This window comes from Allohahella marinimesophila (assembly GCF_039538005.1).
Taxonomy (GTDB): domain Bacteria; phylum Pseudomonadota; class Gammaproteobacteria; order Pseudomonadales; family Oleiphilaceae; genus Allohahella; species Allohahella marinimesophila.
The window spans coordinates 943490-967572 of record NZ_BAABBO010000001.1 but is presented as its reverse complement, the minus strand read 5'-3'; the positions used below and the strand labels follow the sequence as shown (position 1 = coordinate 967572).

Here is a 24083-nt window from a genome sequence, read left to right as displayed (position 1 = left end):
GCTTCCAGTAGCGCCGGCAGCTGAACGAGTACATCATGCGAGAAGACAGATTCGTTCAGACAGCTCGTTGGTGAACACTCGGGTATTTTCAGAGTAATCGATTGGCACATCGACGATATGAACACCGCCGGCCTTGAAGCAGTGCTCGAGCAGTGAAACGATATCACCCGCGGCTTCAACACGGTGACCGGCAGCACCATAGGCCTCAGCGTATTTCACGAAGTCAGGATTACCGAAGCTCAGGCCAAAGTCTTCGAAGCCTTCCTGTGACTGCTTCCACTTGATCATGCCATAGGCGGCGTCATTGACGATGAGCACGACCAGATTGAGTTTCATGCGCACGGCCGTCTCCATCTCCTGGCTATTCATCATGAAGCCGCCATCACCACAGATGGCCAGCACAGGGGTTTGTGGGTAGAGATAGGCTGCCATCATGGCACTCGGCAGGCCGGCGCCCATGCTCGCGAGTGCGTTGTCGAGCAGCACTGTGTTCGCCTTGTGGGCTTTGTAGTTCCTTGCGAACCAGATCTTGTACATGCCGTTGTCGAGCGCAATCACGCCATCATCAGGCATTACCTTGCGCACATCGGCGACCAGGCGCTGTGGTAGGACCGGAAAGGCCTCAGAGTCGCTGCGCTCCATGATCTGACGCTCGACTTCGACTTTAACCTTCTCGAAATATTCCAGATCGTGCTGGATGTCATGAGACTGATTTACCCGAGCTGCGGCCAGCGCTCGTTCCAGATCCTGCAGAGCGTTGGCGATATCACCAACGACCTCGACCTGAGGAAAATAGACACGATGAACATCTGCTGGGCTGAAGTTGATGTGAATGACTTTCTTGCCGCCAGGCTCCATGAAGAACGGTGGTTTTTCCACGACATCATGGCCGACATTGATAATCAGGTCGGCGTAATCAATGGCACAGTGGACGTAGTCCCCGCTCGAGAGCGCCGCTGTGCCCAGGAAATGCGCGTGGCGTTCGTCCACGACACCCTTCCCCATCTGCGTATCAAAGAAATAGAAGCCAGATGATTCGATAAAGCTCTGCAGAGCCTCGGATACTCTCTTTCTATTTGCCCCGGCGCCAATGAGTACAAGCGGGTGTCGGCTCTCGGCGATCAGCCTGACCGCTTCTTCGATGCTTGCGCTACTCGCCGATGGACGCCTGACGAAGCTGCGCTCGAAGATATGCACATCGCGATCAGGCAGCTCCTTCGCAATATCTTCCGGCAGTTCCAAATGAACAGGGCCAGGCCGCTCATCTTCAGCCAGCCGGAACGCCTCCCTGATCCTCGCCGGTATGTTATTGGCGTTGATCAACTGATGGGTGAACTTGGTCAAAGGCATCATCATGCCGACGGTATCGATGATCTGGAACAGGCCCTGTTTGGACTTTTTCACCGGTTTCTGTCCGGTAATCATCAGCATCGGCATGGCCCCCAGCTTGGCGTAGGCGGCGCCGGTCACGAGATTGGTTGCGCCTGGCCCAAGTGTCGACAGGCAGACGCCGACCTGGCCGGTCAGACGACCGAAGGTAGCCGCCATGAAGGCAGCCGCCTGTTCATGACGAACCAGAATGAGTTCGATGGTGGACTTGCGAATCGACTCGAGCAGGTCAAGATTCTCTTCACCAGGCACGCCAAGAATGAATTTCACGCCTTCTTTTTCGAGCGCCTGGATGAAGAGATCCGACGCCTTGATCTGCTGCACGTCCGTCGCCGATACAGTCACTTTCTCGCTCATATGGCCATCCGCTGCTGTTGAAATCCGATGAGTTGAACTTACAGCATACGAATTCTGCCGTCATCCGCGCCTCTGCCACCGATGGGCTGATTGTAAAAAGTGCCTTCATTTACCCTGGGACATGGCCAAGCGTTGTCCAAATTACAATCTGCCGCGAGGCGCCCGGGTCACTTCGAGCTCACTGAGCTGGCCACCTTCAAAGATATCAATGACATCCGTGATGGCCCCGGCAGGCCTTTGGCATGGTGGCTGTCGAGTTCTTCGATAGTCGATTGCCGACGGCAAACCAGGTTTTCTCTTCACATTCCACATATAGAATGGCACGCAAAGTGCTGATATGTAGATGAATACAACCTAAACTTCAGGGAGAGTATGGTTATGAAAGTCTTAGATCCGAAAGTTCACGGTGTGCTCGATTATCTGCTGGCAATCGCATTTCTGATTGCACCTAGCGTGTTCGGCTTTGTCGAGGTGGCCGCCACTGTGTCTTACGTCATTGGTGTCATATATTTGCTGACGTCAATAGTGACAAAGTACCCACTCGGTCTCGTCAAACTATTGCCATTTCCGGTGCATGGCGTACTGGAGGGGATCATGGCAGCGGCCTGGATCGTCTTCCCGTGGATATTTGGTTTCGCGGACGATGCAGCAGCCAGAAACTTCTTTATCATCGCTGGTGTTGGTCTGCTGGTTGTCGTGGCGCTCACTGACTATAAAGGCGTCCACGTCGAGCACAGCCATAACACCCACGCGAGAGTGTGACCTGGCAGTTTGATTGATCCAAAGGGCCCTGGCGGGCCCTTTTTCGTTTCAGTCGACTTTAGCTGCAGCATCACCGCCAGTATTGTCTGACCGGAGCGATGCAAAATCGAAAAGCTGGGTATCACATAATTGCGATGGCGCAATGTTCTGTAGGGCGGCAAACATATTGTCCAGTCGACCGGGCGTTTCGCGCTCCCAGCCCTGCAACATGTCCTTGATGTTCTGCCGCTGAAGATTCTCCTGACTTCCGCACAGGTTGCAAGGAATGATGGGGAAGGCTTTCAGTTCAGCAAACTTGCTGAGGTCTTTTTCAGCACAGTAGGCCAGCGGTCTGATGACGACGTTTCGACCATCGTCACTCTTGAGCTTGGGCGGCATGGCACTAAGCTTGGCACCGAAGAACATGTTGAGGAACAGTGTCTCCAGGATATCGTCCCGGTGATGGCCAAGCGCAATCTTATTACAGCCATTCTCCTGGGCAAAATTGTAGAGAATGCCACGACGTAGTCGCGAACATAGTCCACAGGTGGTTTTGCCTTCCGGAATACGGTCCTTGACGATGCTATAGGTATCACGTTCGACGATGCGATAGTCCACACCAAGGCGGTCCAGATATGCTGGTAGCACGTGCTCGGGAAAGCCGGGTTGTTTCTGATCCAGATTCACCGCGAGCAGGGAAAACTCAACCGGCGCACTGCGTTGTAGCGCCATAAGTATATCCAGCATGGCATAACTGTCCTTGCCGCCGCTCAGACATACCATGATCCTGTCGCCGGCCTCGATCATGCTGAAGTCGGCAATGGCCTTGCCGACGTTTCGCCGAATTCTTTTTTCAAGCTTGTTCGCATTCACTGATCCAGGACGCAGTCCGGGCTGCTGTCCTTCAGCGTCATCCACAGCTCTCAGGGGAATTCGCGCGCTCGCCGAATCTGCAAAGGCATCAGTGTACTGAACGGTGGAATCCATGGAGCGTTCAGCGGCATCTGTATTGATCGACATGGGCGTGGGTGAACCTCGAAGCGGCAAAACCGCTATGATACTACATGAGGCCAATCGTCCACAGCCTACTCATTGGCCGATATCGTTCAGCGACCAGTCATAGTTGTAATCGATATCTGCTGGCGCCTTGCCATCGGTTAACAGCCTGTCCTTGTGAAAGGCCTGCAGGTGCTGAAACAGCTCCGCCTCGGTCCCAAAATCCTCGCCGTACCAGTCGTAGATCGACGACAGTTCGAAGCGCCCTTCTCCCAGCGAGGCGACACCTTTGCGCTGGTTGATGAAGGTGCTTGCCGCAGCGTCCAGCTGCTGTTCGAGCTTATCGGCCTCGTAGGCATTTGCGGCAAGGTTCGGGCAGCCAATACTGGCGCAGTTCACGGCATAATGAATGCGCTTGTCCTGCCAGATTGGCCGCAGGATACGATGCTCGATATCGTTCAGTGTCAGCGCCTCATTCGCAATCGTGACGACTTCCTCATCCCATGGTCCCTTGTTGAAAAAACCACCCTTGACCTTCTTGATGCTGGAGACCGGGTAGGCCTCGATAACCAGCTGCACGGTGAGCGCGTTATAGAGATTGAACCAGTAAGCCATCTGCTCGGGCTTGCGTAGTGTTCTGGGATCGATCTCCGCAAGGCTAGCGATATAGCGCTTCAAGGACGCTGCGTCCTGCTTATTCACGGCAGCATAATCGACGAGGGCATTACCGCGGTCATCGTGACTGACATACCGCTCCAGAATGGCTGACCATTCACCATGGTCGACCTGACGGGTCGACTGTTCATCAGCCTTGTCCCAGAAAGACCATAGATCAGCTTCCGGCGCTGCGGAGAGGTGAGCACTGCCAAACAGGAGGCAAAGCAGGATGATAAGACCTAGACTGGAAGTTCGCGTTTGAATGCCGTGGGCCATGCGAGGTCTGAACGAATTGATCAAACTGTCTTCTCCTTGAATAAGTGGCTTGCCGAATGTCCAGATCGCTATCTCAGCAAAATACGTTCAACCGGAGGGTCGGGACCAGAAGCCTTGACCAGTGCGTTTCAGCCGATGCTCAAGATGACGTCCGAATGGCAGTGAATCGCCAGGTCAGGGCGCTGGAACTGGCAATTGAGGAAGTTTTGGTCGCCGAGCGAGGTCCGATGACCGAGCAACAGCTCATACAGAGGCTCTCCGAGGCACCATACACCCTCATCAATGCCGGCAGCCTGCGCACACAGCTAGGGCTGTTTCAGGTGCATTTCCTCATCTTCCATAGCCTCTATCGCCTGCGTGAGCGAGCGCCACGATTGCTGATCCATACCCTGCACATTGGCTTTCGAAACGCTCATTCGGATTCAGCCGGTTGGCAGTCGGATACGAAGGCCGCGGGCGGCTCTGCGATGAACGAAGCTGACTGTGTCCAGCATATGCGCGATTCAGCCGAAGCCCTGTCACGCTACTATCTGGACCTCGAACATCTCTTCTCGACGTCATCTGGTGATGTGCGTGCGCTGCTGGATAGCTTCTGGAAAACCTTCGAGACGGGCCTGACTGGGCCGTCAACAGGCTCAGCCCCTACCCTCCGGGACCGCCAACAGGACTGAGTTGGACGGTGCCGTGCCTGGCGTGGCTGAGCACATCAGGGTCATACTCGTCAGGATAAACCACGCTCTTACGCGACTGGTCGCGTTGACGCGACAGCACTACGGCATATGATTCCTGTGCAGGATCCAGTTCGATGAAGCCCTCGAGATAGGCTCTTCGAAACCAGGACTCAGGCTCATAGCTGTACACGATATCATTGAATAGGCGTACTGGATTCCAGTTCTTGTCCAGGGTTAACACAGCAGGATAGAAGAGATCAGACTTGTTGGCGTTGACGAAGGAACGCAGGCGCACACGTCGGCTATCCTGCAGATCATCCAGACTGATCACCCTGAAGAGACTGCGCCCGGTCCCGAAGCCATAGTCAGCCTCATCCGCCTCGATATTCAACACGATCCCGTCCTCACCGTCGATGTCATCGACCGGGTATTCCAGTTTTCGCATGTAATCGAGCAGCACAGTGCAACAGTCTTCGGCTAGTCTGTCGATATCACGCTCAGGCTGCGCCTCATCGAGCCCCAGTATTCTGGCAGCTTCATCATCCACCGCTTCAGGGACGTCTTGCCGTCGGAGCCATTGTTCCTCAGCCAGTATCTGCTGACCGGCGACCTCCCCTGCTGTCGCTGGCGCCACCTGACCCACATCCTCGTAGGGCCTGCTGCGAAACTGACCAGCCTCATCAATATAGGTGTAGAACTTCTGCCGTCCATCACGCTGGAAGCCAGCCTGCTCGAGCTCGGCAGCGTCGATATAGCTCTCATCGGGCTCGAAGCGCTCACCCTGCTCCTCGACAGGGGCCACCACCCGTTCATCGGCCGGTGTTGGCTGCTGTTGGGGGCTTGACGGCCCTGCCGCAGATTCGCTGTTTTCAGGAGCCTTGTCGCTCGTCTCGGCCTTGTCCACCGCGCTTTCGGCTTCTACCGGCACAGTCTCGCGTTCCGCCTCGGGGGCTTCGACACGACGAACCTCTACGCCACCATCGTCACGAATGATGGTTTCATAGCGCTCCGCCTGAGCCGGCTGAACAGTGCCAACAAGCATGAGGACAAGCACAAGCCCTCTCAGGGAGGCAGACCCTGAGCTCAGTAACATCGCCATAAGCCGAATTGTCCCATGACTAGAACTTGGTCGTGAACGAGATGGCGGCCTGCACAATCTTGGTCGTGGTTCTGATATTCAGACCGGCATACGGGTTCAGAATGATATTGTTGATGGCCGTGGAGTTGGCGTTCAAACTCGTATTTGGTGGTATTTCGACTGCTGAACGCAAATAGCCTATAGCCACGTCAATTGTTGAATCACGATCCCATTTGTAGCCCAGGCCTGCGCCATACAGTGTGGCATCGCCAAGCGGCGCCGCAGTATCGCGGCGGTTCCGTGGAATTGGCGAGTCGCGGAATTCGACGCCCAGGCGCAGATCAAGACGGCTGGTAGCGTGAAATTCAGCCCCGAGCGCCAGGTTCCAGACGTCCTGATATTCCAGCGGGAGCGTCAAGGTGGTTTCTGTAGCATTCGGAGACAGCAGTCGTGCTGCACCCAGAAACTCCAGTGGCCGGTCGAACGTAAAGTCGAAGGCATCCCACGAGCTATAGTCGGTCCAACCCAGATCGGCATTCAGCGTCAGACCATGATTGACCTTGACGCTCACGCCGGTCTGAAAATGAGCCGGATGCGTGAAGTCCATTGAAACGTTACCAGACTCCTTCGGCACACCACTTGGCAAGCCAAAGATGGCACCGCCGATAGCACCGAAGAGTGAGCCGGTGAAACGTTGCCAGAATCCTTGCCAGTCCTCCGAATACTGGACCTCAAACTGGCCCTTGAGCTTCATTTTCGCTTCACTGGTGTAGCTGGCACCCCAGCTGAACCAGTCAGTGGGCGTCCAGGTCACACCGAGCACGTACTTCGGCGACAGGGTCTCCTGGGTTTCGATGGTAATGCCACCGATGTCGTCCCAGGGGCCGATATCACCACCACACAGGCCGAGAAATGGAGCCAGCGGCTCGTTGCCTGTTTCACAGTTGAAAGCTGTCTGCAGTTCTTCCGCAACACCCACCAGCAGGTTTGGCGCCCGTGCGAAGGTATCGATGGCAATGGCCTGTTGCGAAAAGTGAATGCCCATCCCTACAGACCACTGATCATCGATCTGGTAAGCGACTGTCGGCGAAAGATAAGTAAAGCGCTGCAGCACCGCAGCCTTGGCAAGATAACGACCAGGATCGTTGTGGGAACGATAATACCCCACAAGATCCGGTGCATAGGTCATGTTGCCAAAGGTGAATTTTGAACCTGGCGGATTGTATGAAAATCCCGTTGATGGAAGAACACCCGGGCCTTTCGGCAGACGGATAATACCCCAACCGGGCAGATACGCTGCGAGCGTGATGGTTCGACCGTTACCACTCTTGGATAGAATTGGATCGTTTTCCACCCCGTCGATGCCGAAGATGTTATATCCCGGCGGTGCATCAAATTTTGTCTGGATGCTAGCCCTGATGTTCAGCAATGTCACATTGAGATTGCGACCTTCAAGTTTAGTCAGTCCAGCGGGATTGAAATGAATGGCCGCAATCCCGGGCGTGTCCGCAGTCACGGCATTGCCGAGCGCCAAGGCTTTTGGCGAAGTGATCAGGTTGGTAGCAAGCTGGGCCTGTGCCGTTTGCGTCACAAGCGCCAGCGCCAGGAGCGGAAAAGCCACGCCTTTGCTGAAGCTCTTTCCACTGGCGCGAGCGGCACAGTTCGCTGGCCGGGCGACGAGTTTCGATTTCATAGCATGAGCCCCGGCTTATTCAGCGTCTTTCAGGCCGTCGATGTTGATGGGGATCGAGACACCCAGCAGCACGTCCGGTGATTCTTCTGTGAGACCAAAGCCAACGCTGGTATTGATGATTTTCGTCTCCGATACGCGAATACCAAGCGCGAAACTCATCAGGCCACTCACCTGATCCTCAGCGGTAATTGACGCTGAGGCTCCACCTGTGCCAGTCAGTTTCAGCCTCGTCTCATCTGAATAAGACAACTGGGAAGACACGCTGAGGGACACGTCATAAGACAGGGCATAGGAGAAGCCAGTAGACAGGGACAGTGAATTCGCCGGCTCGACTTCACGCAGTATGAGACTGCCACGGACCTGATTCAGGTCGGTCTGATTCACACCATAGCTGAGCGAGAGACTACTGAAGACGACGACTGGATCGAGCACCTTGGACCAGCTCGCGCCGCCACTGAAGCTGTAGTAACCACTACCAGTGGAAATCTGACGATTGAGATCGATCTCGTAGGGGCTGGTACCAGTCTTGGTCTTGAAGCCGCCGAACAGCGTGTAGGACGCTTCACCCGGGACATAGGCGAAGGGCTGCCATCTCGCGGTGAGGGTCACATCGCCCCAATCAGTGTTGGCACGTTCTTCCTGGGTGTCGTATTTCGCCACAAGCGGTATACGTGCCGACAGGGTCAGGTTATCGAGCAGGCCGAAATCGATACTGAAACTATTGGTGAATGTGTGCTGGGCAGATGGCACGACGTCGAAGTTGCGGGGGGTCCCGTTGACAATATCGATATCGAGCCGCTGATCACCGAAATAGCTGTAGTCAAAGGCATAGGTCAGTGACTTCTTGCCCTTCTTCAGCAACGAATAATTTTTCTCCGCCGCCTGAAAGACTTCTTCCAGTTGCTGAGCGGAATCCGTATCGCCCTCGCCCTGAGTCAAGGCCTCACGAGCTTTGTCGACTGACGAGGACTCCTCCTCGGCCTGCAGATGCGGACTGCCTATGATCATAGTCGTCACAACGCCAAGACGTACTACCCAGTGTCTCATTTAAATTCCTTTCTAGTTATTGTCTCTCTGCACTGCAGGCTGATGTCCCCCGGTATGAACCGCATCGGCCAGCGCTTAGTTGCGTTTGAAGTGTAGAAACTTATTTGTATTTTCAACCGTTCCATCGGGTTTGTTCTTTGCTCGTTCGAAGGCATTCTGTAACTTGAACTGTGTCGCCTCGTGGAACTCCGGAAAGTGCCGGTAGGCATTCAGTGTAAAGGTCTGTTCGTCGATGAAGCGCATGTCCTCCTCTCTCAGCTCCAGACCGTCTATCGGCTTCGCGGTCCCGGGAAACACGATGAACAAGACATTCTGATCCCAATGCTCCTTGAAGAGTTCTTCTGTGAAGGTCATGTTGCCCAGCGAAGGATCGGCAATGAAGACACGGCCGTTCCTGACCGCCCTGACGACGACAAAGTGCTTGAAGCCACCATATTCGATAGGGACAATTGCCGGATGGTCCAGCGCCCTGAGATCTTCCATTTCTGCTTTGAACCCACCAGAGGGATAGCCGAGCGCTGTCACCAGGCGTTTGAAGTCCAGCATCGAAAAGCCGCGCCGTTCGACGATGCGATCAGCATCACCATAGTGAAGTAGCCCTTCCATGATCTGGCGCTCCTCGAAGGTCCGGCCGAGGTAGTGCTCGAGAACAGTGGTCAATGCAGCTGAACCACAACTGTAGTCGTAGGCCTGCTTGGTAATGTTGCGGAATTTCTGGACCTTTGCCGGTTCGACTTCGTAGTTATACCTGACGAATGCCAGATCCGCGTTGCTCACATTGATGCCGTACTGATGCACGTACTGTCCGTCTTCATAAGGCGGGGAGAGCACGAACTCGTCCACCGTCTTGAAGGCCAGTATCGAACCTGTGAGTATCAGAAACATAACTCTGCGCCGGGCGGTATGGTTTTCGATGATCAGCTACAGCATCGAAACGTGTCAGAACGCCCGCTGTAGCTGATAACATTTGCTTACACAAAACTTTGGCAACAGTACCCGATTATCGATCTGTTTAAAGATAACCAGTTAGCAAACTGCCCCCGCAGCGGGCTGCGCTTCTAGGGTTTTTCGACTTCAGCAGTTTCCCGCAAGCGCTGGTAGTAGAGGCTGAGCTCCTGCTGGGCAACCCTGTTCTGCAGCAGGGCCCGCAGCGTGCCGCGCTCCGCTGTAGACAGCTTTTCTTCAGGATGGCTGACATCCTGGAGGGCAATCACGAATACGGCTCCCCCTTCAGTAAATATCTCGACAGGTATCTGCGCGTCGCCCTCGGCAGGCCGCTGCATGGTAAAGGCCAGTCGCGCCGCATCAGGATGCTCACCATTCTGTCTGGCACTGTTATCGACCTCGGTCCACTCAGCACCTTCAAGTTCAGGCAGAGCTGATGCCTCAGTGGGCTCAGATTCCCGGAAGGTGTCCAGTTCCCTGGTGACCCTGGCCTGCAGCTGCTCAAGCGCCTTATCGCGGGCAAGACTCTTTCGGATATCGTCTGAGACATCTGCCAGTGGCTGTACTGAAGCCTCTTGCCGCTCAGCAACCCTTACGACGACACTATTGCTGTCATCGACCTCGATGAGCTCGCTGTTATTACCGTCCTCGAGTACATCGGCAGAAAACGCCTGGGCCCTGACAGTAGGATTACCGATGAGACGCTTTTCAAACGCATCGAGTTCGGCATCAGCTGAACCATGGATCTTGCCGGTCCGGTCGATCATGGGCGTCTCCAGCACTTCCAGACCCAACTCTTCTGCAGGCCCCTGGAGATCACCCGCGCTGTAGCTCAAGTCAGCGAGCTTCTCACTTTGCTCAAGCAGCCGACTCTCCGCCTGACGCTGACGCATCGAGTTCAGCAGCCTTGGACGAGCTTCATCAAAATCTGGTATGTCAGCAATTTCGATGGCATCAACTTTCAATATGTGGACACCGTAATCGGAGACCACTGGCTCACTGACCGCCCCCTCTTCGAGAGAAAATATCTCTTCGTCGAGCTCAGGTAAGGTGCCCTTGGCGATCAGTCCGAGGCTACCACCTTCGTCTTTGGTGCCCAGGTCTTCGGAATGCTCGGCTGCGAGCTCGGCAAAGTCCGCACCCCCTTCAAGCTGTTCCACAAGCTCCGCTGCTGCCTCCAGAGCCTGTTCTTCGTTACGGTCGTCATTCACCTCTAGCAGGATGTGGCGAACCCGGCGCTCCTCACTTCCGGTCAGGGTCGCCTTCTCTTCTTCATACAAGGCTTTGAGCTCAGCCTCCGTAGGTTCGATACCAGCGGCGACATCATCGCTATTGAGACGCACATATCTCAGCCTGACACGCTCAGGCAAAGCATAGGCAGTCTGATTGGCATCATAGTAAGCTTTGATCTCGTCTTCACCGACCGTCACGTCGTTTGCGAGTTCAGCTGCGTCAAGGCGCGCATAGGCGAAGGATCGCTGCTCTCGATCGATGCGCAGGATATTGTCCAGCTCTGCCTGCGTCACGATAGCGGTCTGACTCAGGCCGTTAGCCAGCTGGTTGAGCATCAGATCCTTTCTCAGCTCTTCACGGAAAGCTGTGGGCGAAAGTCCGATGCTACTGACCACAGACAGGAAGCGGTCCTGACTGAACTTGCCATCTACCTGCGCCTGAGGCCAGGTCAGAATGAACTGGTTGATCACCTGGTCGGAGACCGACAGCCCCAGATCCTGGGCAGCCTGAAGACGTACGCGTTTGGTCACCTCGTCTTCGAGCACGCTGCGACGGAGCGCGTTCTCATCGATCAGTGAAGGATTGAAGCCCTCACCCATCTGGTTGTAGAGCTGTCGGGTTCTGAGTTCGACAGCTCTCTGGAATTCTGAATCGGTAATGGGATCGTCATTGACCACAGCCACTTCAGGCTCCCCGCTGATACTGCCGATAATCGATTCGACACCAAAAAGCGCAAAGGTGACGACAATGAGACCGACGATGATCTTGGCAAAGGTGCCTTGGGCGTTATCGCGAATATTCTGTAGCATAAAGGGTACGGTAGCTTAACGAAGGGTGGACGAGTGTAACGCAGATTCAGCAACTGGTCAGCAGCACAGTTAGCAGACGAAAAAAAAGGCGCTATGACACGCCTTCTTTCTTAGCAGAAATGCTTAGTTCACAGCATCCTTCAATGCCTTGCCTGGCTTGAATGAAGGCACCTTGGACGCAGCAATATCAATAGCCTTGCCTGTCTGAGGGTTGCGGCCTGTCCGCGCTGATCGCTCCTTGACGGCAAATGTTCCAAAACCAATCAGCGTTACCTGATCGCCTTTGGCAAGTGTATCTGTCACAGAATCCAGAATTGCGTCCAATGCTCTGCCGGCGGCTGCCTTGGAGAGATCGGCAGATTCGGCGACGGCATCAATAAGTTCGGATTTATTCACAAAGAACCCCTTGTCTTAGAACTGAAGGTTAGAATTGTTAAAATTTAGCTGGCAATGGGCAAAGCCGGAAGTGTCTTGACGAAGCGCCTACAGACCAACATCGGTCTGAAGCCCTTGATACACAACGCTTCACAGAGCGCAAGTTATACCAACTCGCCAAAATAGGGTCAACCGATTTCACTGACCCGGCGCCCTTTTTTCAGGCCGCCAGGTCAGATCTATCGGGCTTTTTACATTTCAATGATGAGCACGGTGATCAGAATCGCTCTCTTCATCAGCGGCCTTGTCCGGCTTCTTGCCGTCTACTTCGGCAATGCGATCCTTGTCTGCCGGCTCTGCAGTGTCCTTGGAAAATGGCGTACTTTCCAGCGCGATAGCCAGCACCTCGTCAATCCAGCGCGCCGGGATAATTTCCAGCTCATCTTTGATATTATCCGGTATCTCCTTGAGATCCTTCACATTATCGTGAGGTATGACAACTTTTGTGATGCCGCCCCTGTGAGCGGCGAGCAGTTTTTCCTTCAGGCCGCCGATAGCCAGCACCTCACCTCGCAAGGTAATTTCACCAGTCATCGCAACGTTGGCATTCACCGGAATATTCTTGAGACTGGACACGAGCGCGGTACACATGGCGATACCAGCGCTGGGCCCATCCTTCGGTGTGGCACCTTCGGGCACGTGAACGTGAATATCAAAATTTTCGTGAAAATCATCCCTGATTCCCAGCAATTGACTGCGTCCGCGCACTACAGTCAGGGCTGCCTGAATGGATTCCTGCATGACATCACCCAAAGAACCGGTCTTGATGACCTTGCCTTTGCCCTTCACCGCGCTGCACTCGATGCTGAGCAGCTCTCCACCGACTTGCGTCCACGCCAGACCGGTGACCTGCCCTATCCTGTTCTCAGACGCTGCCCTACCGTAATTATGTTTCTGTACGCCAAGATAATCACCGAGATCGCCAGCGGCCACCTTGATAGCTTTGCGCTTCTTGCCGGAGGTCTTCTGTTTTCCCGCTTTGCTATCAGCTGCCTTGGTCGGCTTCTTGTCCCCAGACTCCGCCTGAATCTGCTTCATGACGACCTTGCGGCAGAGCTTCGCAAGTTCACGTTCAAGCCCTCGCACGCCCGCTTCCCTGGTGTAATAGCGGATGACTTCCCTGATGGCCTCTTCCTCGACAGACAGCTCTTCTACTGCAAGCCCGTTGTTCTTCATCTGCTTGGGCAGGAGATAGCGCTGGGCGATCTTGACCTTTTCATCCTCGGTGTACCCCGGAATGCGTATGATTTCCATTCGATCGAGCAAGGCTGAGGGAATGTTCAGCGTATTCGAGGTGCAAATGAACAGCACTTCCGAGAGATCGAAATCCACTTCGAGATAGTGGTCGTTGAAAGTATGGTTCTGTTCCGGGTCGAGCACCTCCAGAAGCGCGGATGCCGGGTCCCCACGCTGATCCATGCCCATCTTGTCGACTTCGTCGAGCAGGAAGAGCGGGTTGCGTGAACCAGCTTTCGCCATCTTCTGAATCAGCTTGCCTGGCAAAGAGCCAATATAGGTCCGTCTGTGGCCACGGATCTCCGCCTCATCACGAACACCCCCGAGTGCCATCCTGACGAACTTTCGATTTGTCGCTTCGGCTATGGACTGACCCAGCGAGGTCTTACCGACGCCTGGCGGCCCCACCAGGCAAAGCACAGGACCCTTGAGCTGACGGACACGACTCTGAACGGCGAGATACTCGAGAATGCGTTCCTTTACCTCATCAAGGCCGTAGTGATCGTCATTGAGCACTTCCGTTGCTCGAGCGATATCGTGCTTGACGCGAGTGCGCTTCTTCCAGGGCACCTGGACCAGCCAGTCGATATAGCTACGCACGACATTGGCCTCAGCAGACATGGGCGACATCATTCTCAACTTGCCCAGCTCGGCGGTTGCTTTCTTGAGCGCCTCTTCGGGCATACCCGCGGCACGAATGCGCTCTTCGATATCGTCGAACTCATTACCCGCTTCGTTGAGGTCGCCGATTTCTTTCTGAATGGCCTTCATCTGCTCGTTCAGGTAGTACTCGCGCTGGCTCTTCTCCATCTGCTTCTTGACGCGGCCACGGACCCGTCGATCAACCTGAATGAGGTCCACCTCACCAGAGAGATACTGAATCAGTTTCTCAATGCGCGCAGACAGCTGTCGCGTTTCCAGCAGATCCTGCTTCGACTCGAGCTTCAGTTCTAGGTGGGCAGATATGGTATCGACGAGACGCGAGGGCTCGTCGATGGTCTTGAGCGAATCTGCAAGCTCCTGCGGAATTTTCTTGCTGAGTTTGACGTACTCCTCAAACTTCGAGCTCATCACCTCCAGCAGGTCACTGAGATCACCCTTGGCGACATCTGGTGCAAATTGCCTGACTGTGGCCGCCGTGTAGTCATCCTGATCGAACTGCACAAGCTCAGCCCTGTTGCTGCCTTCGACCAGAACCTTGACTGTTCCATCCGGTAACTTGAGCATCTGAAGAATGGTCGCCACGGTACCGATCGAATGCAGGCCTTTACGGCCCGGATTTTCGTCTGCTGGATTTTTCTGGGCGACGAGCATGATTTCCTTGCTGGTTTCCGTTGCCGTCTTGAGGGCGACGATCGACTTGTCTCTACCAACAAAGAGAGGCACCACCATCTGGGGAAAAACGACGACATCTCTCAATGGCAGAACCGACATGCTGACCACTGACGCAGAATCACTCATAAATAACCTCGAACTGACTTGAGAGAATTGGCCCTTGTAGACTACACCAGAACCATACGAGGTTCAGCATTACGACTCAGGCTTAATCTGAAGAGAAGATGTCAGTTATTTGGGGACGAACAGCAGGATTGCAAGCCGAAGACAGCCTGGAGAACTTTAAAACAACAGGAATGAAGCGGGGAAAAGCACTGAGCGCCGCGTGAGGGCGCTCAGTGCTATAGGCAGGGAGAGAAAATGACGGAAACTGCTCAGTCTTCTGCAGAAGCCGCTTTTTGCTCGGAATTCTTATAAATCAGAATTGGATCTGACTCACCTGAAATCACGCCATTATCCACGACGACCTTACAGACGTCCTTCTGCGAAGGAATGTCGTACATGGTATGCATCAGTACGCCTTCGAGGATGGAGCGGAGGCCGCGGGCACCAGTCTTGCGATCCATGGCCTTGCGAGCTACTGCACGCAGGGCATCCTCTCGGAAATCAATGTCGACGCCTTCCATTTCGAAGAGCTTGGCATATTGCTTCGTCAGCGCATTCTTCGGCTCAGTCAGAATCTGCACGAGTGCTTCTTCATCGAGCTCAGTCAGCGTCGCGATAACAGGCAGTCGACCAACGAACTCAGGTATCAGGCCGAATTTCACCAGATCCTCGGTTTCAACATCTTTCAACAGCGCGCCAACAGCCTTGGAATCAGACTTGCTCTTCACCACCGCACTGAAACCGATGCTGCTCTTTTCTGAGCGATCACTGATGATTCGATCAAGACCTGCAAATGCTCCCCCGCAAATGAAGAGGATATTTGAAGTATCAACCTGTAGAAACTCCTGCTGTGGATGCTTGCGACCACCCTGAGGAGGCACACTGGCGACTGTCCCTTCAATCAACTTGAGTAGCGCCTGTTGCACACCTTCGCCAGAGACATCCCGCGTAATAGAGGGATTGTCAGACTTACGGGAGATCTTGTCGATTTCGTCGATATAGACAATACCGCGCTGGGCTTTCTCAACGTCGTAGTCACACTTCTGAAGAAGCTTCTGGATAATGTTTTCGACGTCTTCACCAACATAACCAGCCTCAGTGAGGGTGGTTGCATCGGCAATGGTAAATGGCACGTTCAGCAGGCGCGCAAGCGTCTCTGCAAGCAGGGTCTTACCACTGCCCGTTGGGCCGATAAGCAGGATATTACTCTTGCCCAGCTCCACTTCGCCCTTCTTGTCTTCGTACTTCAGCCGCTTGTAATGGTTATAAACGGCTACGGCAAGCGCCAGCTTTGCGCGCTGTTGCCCGATGACGTATTCGTCAAGCGTTTCCTTGATTTCCTTCGGCGTAGGCAGACGATCTGAGTCGTCCTGCGAGCCGGATTCCTGAATCTCTTCCCGGATGATGTCGTTACACAAGTCGACGCATTCATCACATATAAAAACTGAAGGCCCTGCAATCAGCTTGCGGACCTCGTGCTGGCTTTTACCGCAGAAGGAGCAGTACAGCAGCTTGCCGCCATCTTCGCCTTTGCCGTTTTTGTCATCAGCCATCATATCACCTCATAAACACCGAATCCGCGCCCGCCCGACTGTCTGCCGGCGCCGGGCCGGCAGGACGAACACCATTCACGCGCGGCCTACTACCAAACCGCTAGACTTTTGCTCAGACGGGCTGGTTGCGCTCATCCAGAACCTGGTCGATCAATCCATATTCTACCGCAGCATCGGCACTCATAAAGCGGTCACGATCGGTATCTTTGGCAATCTGCTCAATACTCTGACCAGTATGCTTAGCCAGAATACCGTTCAGCTTATCTCGCAGAGAGAGGATTTCCTTGGTATGGATCTCGATATCGGATGCCTGCCCCTGAAATCCTCCAAGCGGCTGGTGAATCATCATTCTCGAGTTTGGCAGGGCAAAGCGCTTGCCCTTGGCACCGCCAGCCAGGAGAAACGCACCCATACTGGCTGCCTGGCCCATACACATGGTGGACACGTCGGGCTTGATGAACTGCATGGTGTCATAAATGGACATACCTGCAGTCACAACACCACCTGGTGAATTAATATACAGATGGATATCCTTGTCCGGATTTTCGCTCTCGAGAAAAAGCAGCTGGGCAACGATGAGGTTGGCCATGTGGTCTTCAACCTGACCAACAAGAAAGATAATTCTCTCTTTCAGGAGTCTTGAAAAGATATCGTAAGAACGCTCACCGCGAGCACTCTGCTCAACGACGATAGGTACGAGGGCGTTCATTGGATCTGACATAGTCATTCAACAAGTTCCGATTGAAGGTGAAAGCGGAGTCGGATAGCCGACGTCTTTGATACGTCAGGGTCAGCCGATACGGCTTTTTTCAAAGACTAGATAAAAATGCCGGGAAGCGCAATCAAAGTCAGGGCCCGGCAGGCCCTGTAGTGAAGCATAGCTTTAATATTACAAGATGCCCTCTAATGGGCCGGCGAAGCGCCAAATGGACAATAGCAGGCCGAACGACCTGCTCACGCTATAACAGAAGCTTAATCTTCTGAAACGGCCTCAGCCTGGCTATCGGCAGGTGCTGCGGCGGGGCCGGCAGGCTCTTCCTTACGGATAGCTTCCTGATAGCTTACCTGAGCATCTTCCACCTTGGCATTGTCCATGATGTGCTTGACCACGAGATCTTCCATGACGACAGACTCGACCTGGCCACGCTGCTCTGCATTGGACTTGTAATATTTGATGAACTCTTCTGGCTCCTGGTAAGAGGCTGCCATATTGGTAATTTTTTCATCAACCAAGTCGTCAGTCGCCTTGATACCCTGGTCCTTGACGATCTGGGCGAAGATGAGGCCCGTTTTTACGCGCTTTTCAGCCTGGTCCTTGAACAGCTCCGCAGGCAGCTGGCTGGCCTGGATCTGGCCACCACCACCAAAGCGCTGCACAGCATCTTCACGCAGACGATCGATTTCCTGATTCACCAGAGCACCGGGCACTGCGAACTCGTTATGCTCTATCAGCTGATGAACAATGCTGTTCTTCAGCCTGTTTTCGATGGCCTGCTCGCCTTCACGCTGCATGTTTCGCTTCACTTCAGCGCGAAACGCCTCTTCGCCACCTTCCGAAACACCGTATTGGGCGAAGAACTCGTCATTGATCTCGGCCAGTTGCTGAGACTCAACAGTATGCACCTTGACTTCGAACTGAGCGGCCTTCCCTTTCAGGTTTTCAGCGTGATATGCCTCAGGGAACTGAAGTTCCAGCGTTTTCTCATCACCAGCGGAAAGCCCGATCAGCCCTTCTTCAAAGCCAGGGATCATCCGTTTCGCACCGATGATGATTTCCTGTTTCTCGGCAGTTCCACCTTCAAACGCTTCACCGTCGACCATACCTTTGTAGTCGATGATGACGCGATCGCCATCTTCAGCCGGACCAGTTTTCGTTTCCCAGTTCGCGCTCTGCTTTCGCAGGGTCTCGATCATGGTATCGATATCGGCATCAGAGACATCAGTTGACTCTCGAACCAGGGAAATCTTGTCAAGGTTGGTGATCTCGATCTCTGGATAGACTTCAAATATGGCTACAAACTTGAGGTCTTCTCCAGATTTCAGGTTCAGCGGTTCGAATTTTGGATGACCTGCAGGATTGATGGACTCTTTCTGCAGCGCAGCGATATAGGAATCGCGCATGACTTCACCAACGACTTCCTGCCTCACAGACGGCTCGAAACGTCCCCTGATCACAGACATGGGGACCTTGCCAGGGCGGAAGCCATTAATTTTGGCTGAACCTGCGGCTTTCTGAAGTCGCTTGTTGACTTCGGATTCGACGGTGGCCGAAGGCACGTCGATGGTCATGCGGCGTTCGATTGGGGAAGTGGATTCTACTGAGATCTGCATGAATGTCCTCTAAGCCTGGTCAGTACTGATTGGCTTCGGACAGCTCGCCAGGCGCGTTGTTGTAGCAATATGATCGGATATCGGGGCAGCGCCCCCATTTGCGGTAGTTATTTCGGTAACAGTATCGATAATTCATTCAGCAATTTTAATTGCCGGGCATTGCGGCGATTGGATTCCGACATTGGTGCGAAAGGAGAGACTCGAACTCTCACGCCTCGCGGCACTGGAACCTAAATCCAGCGCGTCTACCAGTTCCGCCACTTTCGCATGTCGTCAATTCGCAATCGAATTGGGGTGGACGAAGGGTTTCGAACCCTCGACCGCAGGAATCACAATCCTGAGCTCTACCAGCTGAGCTACGCCCACCATCTCCAGCATGCTGCGCCTTTCAAGCCATGACGGCCGTCTGGGCTACAACCCCTTTTACCAAAGGGCGCCGAACCTATTTTACTCTACTTACACTTAACTGACTCTCACCAGGCACAAGTACCGGTTTTGAGCTGCTTCAACGCAATTCGAGCAATATTCAGGGCCGAGATAGTAATAACGCCCTGACGTGATGTCAAATGTTTGTTGTCGCTACACTGTAAAGATAACACGATTCAATGGTGCGCCCGAGAGGATTCGAACCTCTGACCCACGGCTTAGAAGGCCGTTGCTCTATCCAACTGAGCTACGGGCGCTCATGCTCTTCGGTAGTACCGTCACAGTGAAGCGCGGATAATACGGTCTGGTGGCCGGAGAATCAATACAAGCCTGTCCTGTCCGACTCCCGGCCGAAGCGGTGCGAGCCGGTGAATGCTTACCAGCAAGGGTAAATTTCGCTACACTTGTGCCCGCCAACGAAGCCTCGAAGACACCGCCAGCTAGCGCGGAGCTTCGGCCAATGATTTCCCAGCAAGAGACCATTCATGCAGCCCGAGAACAAGTCCACTTCCAGTCACAACCATCGCCCGGCGCCAACGCTGATATTCGAAGAGGCTGTGAAGGGTGGCGCCAGACTCATTCCGGGCAAGGCGATTGCCGCCGGCATTCGCGCCGAGGTGAAGCTGGCCGTGGAGAGGAGAATTGAACAAGGCCTGCGTGTGCCAGGGCTGGCTGTCATTCTTGTGGGTCAAGACCCCGCATCTGCGGTGTATGTGAGCCACAAGACCAAAGCCTGTGAAGAGGTCGGCTTCCTGTCACGACGCTACGTGCTTGAGGCCGACGCATCACAGGCATCGCTCGAGGCGCTGATCGATGAACTGAATGAAGATGGGGAAATTGATGGCATTCTCCTGCAACTCCCCTTGCCTGCCCACCTGGAAGCAGCTCCTCTGCTCGAGCGCATCCATCCAGGCAAGGATGTGGACGGGTTCCACCCCTACAATGTTGGGCGTCTCGCTCAGCGTATGCCTGCGCTTCGCCCATGTACGCCCAAAGGCATCATCACACTGCTGCAGAAAAGTGGTATCGACCCCAAGGGCAAGGACACGGTCATAGTAGGCGCCTCGAATATCGTGGGCCGACCGATGGCGCTTGAAATGCTGTTGGTCGGCAGCACAGTCACCGTTACTCACAAGTTCACCAGCAATCTCGCTCACAAGGTCGCAATGGCTGATATTCTCATCGTGGCGGTGGGCATACCGGGCCTGGTCAAGGGAGAGTGGATCAAGCCAGGCGCCGTAGTCATCGATGTGGGCATCAATCGACTCGACTGCGGCAAGCTTTGCGGCGATGTCGAGTTCGATGCCGCAATCCAGCGCGCGGCCCTGATCACTCCTGTTCCAGGTGGCGTAGGTCCCATGACTGTGGCCACCCTGCTGGAAAATACCCTGCTCGCGGCTACGCTCAAGCCTTAGCGGCTTCGGACGGATCCACACGCTGCCAGCTGGTCCCTTCACGGGTGTCTCGAAGCCTGACACCCCGCTCTAGCAGATAGTCTCGCACTCGATCGGACTCGGCGTAGTCACCGGCGAGTTTGGCCTGTTTCCGCTGCTCGATAAACTGCTCAATGTCGGCTTCGCCAAGCTCGGCCTCACTGGTGGCCGCTGACCAGAGGAAATAGGCTTCCGGATCCTGCTCCAATAACCCAAGGCGGGCGCCCAGGGCCTTGAGCGTGGCCACTGCACTACCGAGCGGCTCACGAGCCCTGAGCAGCTTGTTGAGATCCCTGGCCGCTGTAAACAGCACGGCGACCGCACCGGCCGTGTTGAAATCATCGTTCATTGCCGCGTCGAAAGCAGCCATGTGCTCTGAATTCAGTGCTTCGACGCCTGCTCCATCCTGCTCACCAGCATCTCGCAAGGCCTGATAGAGACGATCAAGCCCCTGCCGAGCTTCGACGAGACCCTGCTCCGAATAATCAATAGCGCTTCTGTAGTGGCTGGATACGAGGAAGAAACGCAGCACTTCGGGCTGATACTTTTCCAGAATCTCGCGAATGGTGAAGAAGTTGCCCAGAGACTTCGACATCTTCTCCTTGTTCACCCGCACAGCCCCGGCATGCATCCAGACATTGGCGAACTGCTGGCCCGAGGCACATTCAGACTGCGCAATCTCATTTTCGTGATGAGGAAACTTGAGATCCGGCCCACCACCATGGATATCGAAGGACTCACCAAGCATGTCGAACGACATTGCCGAGCACTCGATATGCCAGCCCGGTCGGCCCTGCCCCCAGGGCGAATCCCAGCTCAAGGGCGGCACGCCTTCGCCCCCGCCATCACTGTCGGCCACTGCTTTCCAGAGCACGAAATCAGCCGGATGACGTTTTGCCTCGTTCACCTCAACCCGCGAACCGGCTACTGACTCTTCGACCTTCCGCCGATTCAACTTGCCATAGTCCGGAAATGCTTCGATGGAAAAGTACACATCGCCGTTGGCGGCCTGATACGCCGCGTTCTGATTAATCAGACGCTGGATCAGTTTGATAATGCCGTCAATGTGGGCGGTGGCTCGCGGCTCGGCGTCTGGCGGCAGCACACCCAATGCGCGCTCATCCTCATGCATGGCATCAATGAAGCGCTCGGTCAGGGCCACAGGATCTTCACCATTTTCGGCCGCCCGCCGGAGAATCTTGTCATCCACATCAGTGATGTTGCGAACGTACTTCAGCTGAAAACCCAATGCTCGCAGATGACGGGTGATCACATCAAAGGCCACCATGACCCGGCCGTGACCAATGTGACAGTAGTCGTACACCGTCATGCCACAAACATACATGCCGACCGTTGCGGGATTGCTGCCAGTGGCGCCTTTTAACGGCTCGAACAGGCGCTTCTGTCCACTCATCGTGTCATGGATAAAGAGCTGGCCTGTCTTTGCACCAGCTAGTGCATCAGCCGTTGTCATCAGCGCCTCCGGCCCAGGTGTCGCGCAGGGGCACAGTTCTGTAATAGACACCCGGCGACTGCGGGCCAGCCGCTATGAAATACCCTGTCCGCTCAAACTGCAGGGGGAAGCCACCGCCATCCTGCGCCAGCGAAGCCTCGCCGAGCGCGCCCTCGACAATCTGCAAGGAGTTGGGATTCAGGCCTTCCAGAAAGTCGATTTCCTTGTTGGCCTCGGGCAGTGGCTCGCTGAAGAGCCGATCGTACAGATGCAGGGTCAATGGCACAGCATGCGCCGCAGAAACCCAGTGAATGACGCCCTTGACCTTGCGATCTTCAGGATCGCGCCCCAGCGTCTTGTCATCATATTCGCAGTGAAGTTCAACAATCTTGCCGCTGGCATCTTTGATGCAATCAACACAGCGGATCACATAGGCATTTCGCAGCCGAACCTCCTTTCCAAGCACGAGCCGCTTGAACTTCTTGTTGGCTTCTTCGCGAAAATCGTCGGCTTCGATATAGATTTCCCTCGAAAACGGAACTGCGCGAGTTCCAAAATCAGGGTTCTGCGGATGCCTGGCAGCGTCGAGCATTTCCTCACGGTCTTCCGGATAGTTCGTGATAACGACCTTTAAAGGGGCCTGCACACACATCGCCCGGGGGGCACGCTCGTTGAGGTCTTCGCGTACAGCGAACTCGAGGGTGGACACATCCACAACGGCATCACTGCGGGTGACGCCTATCATGCGGCAAAAATGATTCAGCGCCTTTGCCGTGAAGCCGCGAGCTCGCATACCGGCAATCGTTGGCATGCGGGGATCAGCCCAGCCATTGACGATCTCTTCATCGACCAGGCGCTTGAGCTTGCGCTTGCTGAGTACGGTGTAGTTGAGATTCAGCCGTGCAAACTCAATCTGTACCGGCAGCGCAGGGACGTCAGGTGCGCCGAGCGCCTCGAAATCAACCTCTCGCATGACCCAGTCATACAGCGGGCGATGGTCTTCGAACTCAAGCGTACACAGGCTGTGACTGATGCCTTCGAGCGCATCGCTGATCGGATGCGTGAAGTCGTACATCGGAAAGATGGGCCAGATTGCGCCGGTCTGGTGATGCTCTGTTCGTCGAATTCGGTACAGGATAGGGTCGCGCATATTGATGTTCGGCGACGCCATATCGATTTTAGCCCGCAGCGTGTGCTGACCATCGTCGAACTCACCATTTCTCATGGCTTCCAGAAGCTGCATGTTTTCTTCGACGGAGCGCTCACGATAAGGGCTGTTCTGCCCTGGTGCTGTGAGCGTCCCACGAGTCTGCGTCATTTCTTCCGGCGTCAGGCTGCAGACAAAGGCAAGCCCCTTGTTCACCAGTTGCCGTGCAGCCTGATAGATCTCTTCGAAGTAACTCGATGCAAAGCGTTCTACGCCGAAGCTCGGCAGATCGTCGAGCTGTTTCGCGCTGGCATCCTCATTCAGCAGCCAGAGCACGTCTTCACGGATGGCGTCGATATAGGTCTGTTCTTCCTTCTCAGGATTGGTGTCGTCAAAGCGCAGGTTCATGGTGGCCCCATCACCCCGCTCTGCCACGCTGTAATTCAGACAGATCGACTTGGCATGGCCCAGATGGAGGAAACCGTTCGGCTCCGGTGGGAAGCGTGTGCGCAGGGCGGATGGAGCCAGCCCTTCCGAAAGCGCCTTGTCCACTCTGGCAAGAATGAAATTGTGCACATCAGTGTGCCGCTTTTCGTTACTGGACTCGCTACCTGACTCGCCCGTGGGCGTGCCGCTAGCATTGGAATCTGCCATGATGCTCTCTATCAACGCTGAATGAGGATCCAGAGGTGAACTCTGTGATCAAACCTGCTATTTTCCAGCAAGTTGCCTAGCTA

The 24083-nt window shown here is 54.7% G+C and carries 18 protein-coding genes and 3 tRNA genes; 3 read left to right on the top strand and 18 right to left on the bottom strand.

Annotated elements, in window-relative coordinates; all coding sequences use genetic code 11:
- Nucleotides 1–33: 33 nt before the first annotated feature.
- The gene (locus tag ABD735_RS04370) at nucleotides 34–1746 is read right to left on the bottom strand and encodes an acetolactate synthase large subunit (RefSeq protein WP_344803635.1); all 1713 of its coding nucleotides are present in this window, start codon (nucleotides 1744–1746) and stop codon (nucleotides 34–36) included.
- A 378-nt stretch (nucleotides 1747–2124) separates the two neighbouring features.
- On the opposite strand from ABD735_RS04370, the gene ABD735_RS04365 reads away from it, so the two are divergent.
- Nucleotides 2125–2508, top strand: a complete 384-nt coding sequence (locus ABD735_RS04365) for an SPW repeat domain-containing protein (RefSeq protein ID WP_344803633.1) — start codon at nucleotides 2125–2127, stop codon at nucleotides 2506–2508.
- Nucleotides 2509–2556: 48 nt separating this feature from the next.
- Here ABD735_RS04365 and ttcA read toward each other — a convergent pair whose 3' ends face one another.
- Nucleotides 2557–3507, bottom strand: a complete 951-nt coding sequence (gene ttcA, locus ABD735_RS04360) for a tRNA 2-thiocytidine(32) synthetase TtcA (RefSeq protein ID WP_344803631.1) — start codon at nucleotides 3505–3507, stop codon at nucleotides 2557–2559.
- A gap of 69 nt (nucleotides 3508–3576) precedes the next feature.
- Complete coding sequence (locus tag ABD735_RS04355) at nucleotides 3577–4440, bottom strand: DUF547 domain-containing protein (RefSeq protein WP_344803629.1); 864 nt, start codon at nucleotides 4438–4440, stop codon at nucleotides 3577–3579.
- 131 nt (nucleotides 4441–4571) lie between these two features.
- Between ABD735_RS04355 and ABD735_RS04350 the strand changes: the two genes are divergently transcribed.
- Complete coding sequence (locus ABD735_RS04350; RefSeq protein WP_344803627.1) at nucleotides 4572–5087, top strand: DNA-J related domain-containing protein; 516 nt, start codon at nucleotides 4572–4574, stop codon at nucleotides 5085–5087.
- On the opposite strand, the gene ABD735_RS04345 is transcribed toward ABD735_RS04350, so the two are convergent.
- The 13 genes from ABD735_RS04345 to ABD735_RS04285 all read right to left on the bottom strand — a co-directional run bounded on the left by ABD735_RS04345 (nucleotide 5059) and on the right by ABD735_RS04285 (nucleotide 19570).
- On the bottom strand, nucleotides 5059–6186 hold the full coding sequence (locus ABD735_RS04345) for a MalM family protein (protein WP_344803625.1): 1128 nt from the start codon (nucleotides 6184–6186) through the stop codon (nucleotides 5059–5061). The two genes, ABD735_RS04350 and ABD735_RS04345, sit on opposite strands and share 29 nt — an antisense overlap.
- Before the next feature lie 19 nt (nucleotides 6187–6205).
- Nucleotides 6206–7858 (bottom strand): OmpP1/FadL family transporter, encoded by a 1653-nt coding sequence (locus tag ABD735_RS04340; RefSeq protein ID WP_344803623.1) that lies wholly within the window; start codon nucleotides 7856–7858, stop codon nucleotides 6206–6208.
- 15 nt (nucleotides 7859–7873) lie between these two features.
- Nucleotides 7874–8905, bottom strand: coding sequence for a transporter (locus tag ABD735_RS04335; protein WP_344803621.1), 1032 nt, complete (start codon nucleotides 8903–8905; stop codon nucleotides 7874–7876).
- A 75-nt stretch (nucleotides 8906–8980) separates the two neighbouring features.
- On the bottom strand, nucleotides 8981–9790 hold the full coding sequence (locus ABD735_RS04330; protein ID WP_344803619.1) for a C39 family peptidase: 810 nt from the start codon (nucleotides 9788–9790) through the stop codon (nucleotides 8981–8983).
- Between the two features lie 173 nt (nucleotides 9791–9963).
- Nucleotides 9964–11892, bottom strand: coding sequence for a SurA N-terminal domain-containing protein (locus ABD735_RS04325; protein ID WP_344803617.1), 1929 nt, complete (start codon nucleotides 11890–11892; stop codon nucleotides 9964–9966).
- Between the two features lie 123 nt (nucleotides 11893–12015).
- Complete coding sequence (locus tag ABD735_RS04320) at nucleotides 12016–12288, bottom strand: HU family DNA-binding protein (protein WP_344803615.1); 273 nt, start codon at nucleotides 12286–12288, stop codon at nucleotides 12016–12018.
- Nucleotides 12289–12525: 237 nt separating this feature from the next.
- On the bottom strand, nucleotides 12526–15024 hold the full coding sequence (gene lon, locus ABD735_RS04315; RefSeq protein WP_344803613.1) for an endopeptidase La: 2499 nt from the start codon (nucleotides 15022–15024) through the stop codon (nucleotides 12526–12528).
- Between the two features lie 248 nt (nucleotides 15025–15272).
- A complete protein-coding gene (gene clpX, locus ABD735_RS04310; RefSeq protein WP_344803611.1) occupies nucleotides 15273–16556 on the bottom strand; it encodes an ATP-dependent Clp protease ATP-binding subunit ClpX in 1284 nt (427 codons plus the stop codon).
- A 112-nt stretch (nucleotides 16557–16668) separates the two neighbouring features.
- Nucleotides 16669–17283 carry an ATP-dependent Clp endopeptidase proteolytic subunit ClpP gene (gene clpP / locus ABD735_RS04305; protein WP_344803609.1) on the bottom strand — a complete coding sequence of 205 codons (615 nt, stop codon included), beginning with the start codon at nucleotides 17281–17283 and terminating at the stop codon, nucleotides 16669–16671.
- A gap of 245 nt (nucleotides 17284–17528) precedes the next feature.
- A complete protein-coding gene (gene tig, locus ABD735_RS04300) occupies nucleotides 17529–18887 on the bottom strand; it encodes a trigger factor (protein WP_344803608.1) in 1359 nt (452 codons plus the stop codon).
- Between the two features lie 182 nt (nucleotides 18888–19069).
- A tRNA-Leu gene (locus ABD735_RS04295) sits at nucleotides 19070–19154 on the bottom strand.
- 23 nt (nucleotides 19155–19177) lie between these two features.
- A tRNA-His gene (locus ABD735_RS04290) sits at nucleotides 19178–19253 on the bottom strand.
- A gap of 240 nt (nucleotides 19254–19493) precedes the next feature.
- Nucleotides 19494–19570: transfer RNA gene (locus ABD735_RS04285), tRNA-Arg, on the bottom strand.
- Nucleotides 19571–19798: 228 nt separating this feature from the next.
- Between ABD735_RS04285 and folD the strand changes: the two genes are divergently transcribed.
- Nucleotides 19799–20728: a bifunctional methylenetetrahydrofolate dehydrogenase/methenyltetrahydrofolate cyclohydrolase FolD gene (gene folD, locus ABD735_RS04280; RefSeq protein ID WP_344803607.1), complete on the top strand. Its 930-nt coding sequence runs from the start codon at nucleotides 19799–19801 to the stop codon at nucleotides 20726–20728.
- On the opposite strand, the gene cysS is transcribed toward folD, so the two are convergent.
- Nucleotides 20718–22220, bottom strand: a complete 1503-nt coding sequence (cysS, locus tag ABD735_RS04275; RefSeq protein ID WP_344803606.1) for a cysteine--tRNA ligase — start codon at nucleotides 22218–22220, stop codon at nucleotides 20718–20720. The genes folD and cysS overlap by 11 nt on opposite strands.
- Nucleotides 22207–24000 (bottom strand): glutamine--tRNA ligase/YqeY domain fusion protein, encoded by a 1794-nt coding sequence (locus ABD735_RS04270; RefSeq protein WP_344803605.1) that lies wholly within the window; start codon nucleotides 23998–24000, stop codon nucleotides 22207–22209. The genes cysS and ABD735_RS04270 overlap by 14 nt, the downstream gene beginning before the upstream one ends.
- Nucleotides 24001–24083: the final 83 nt, after the last annotated feature.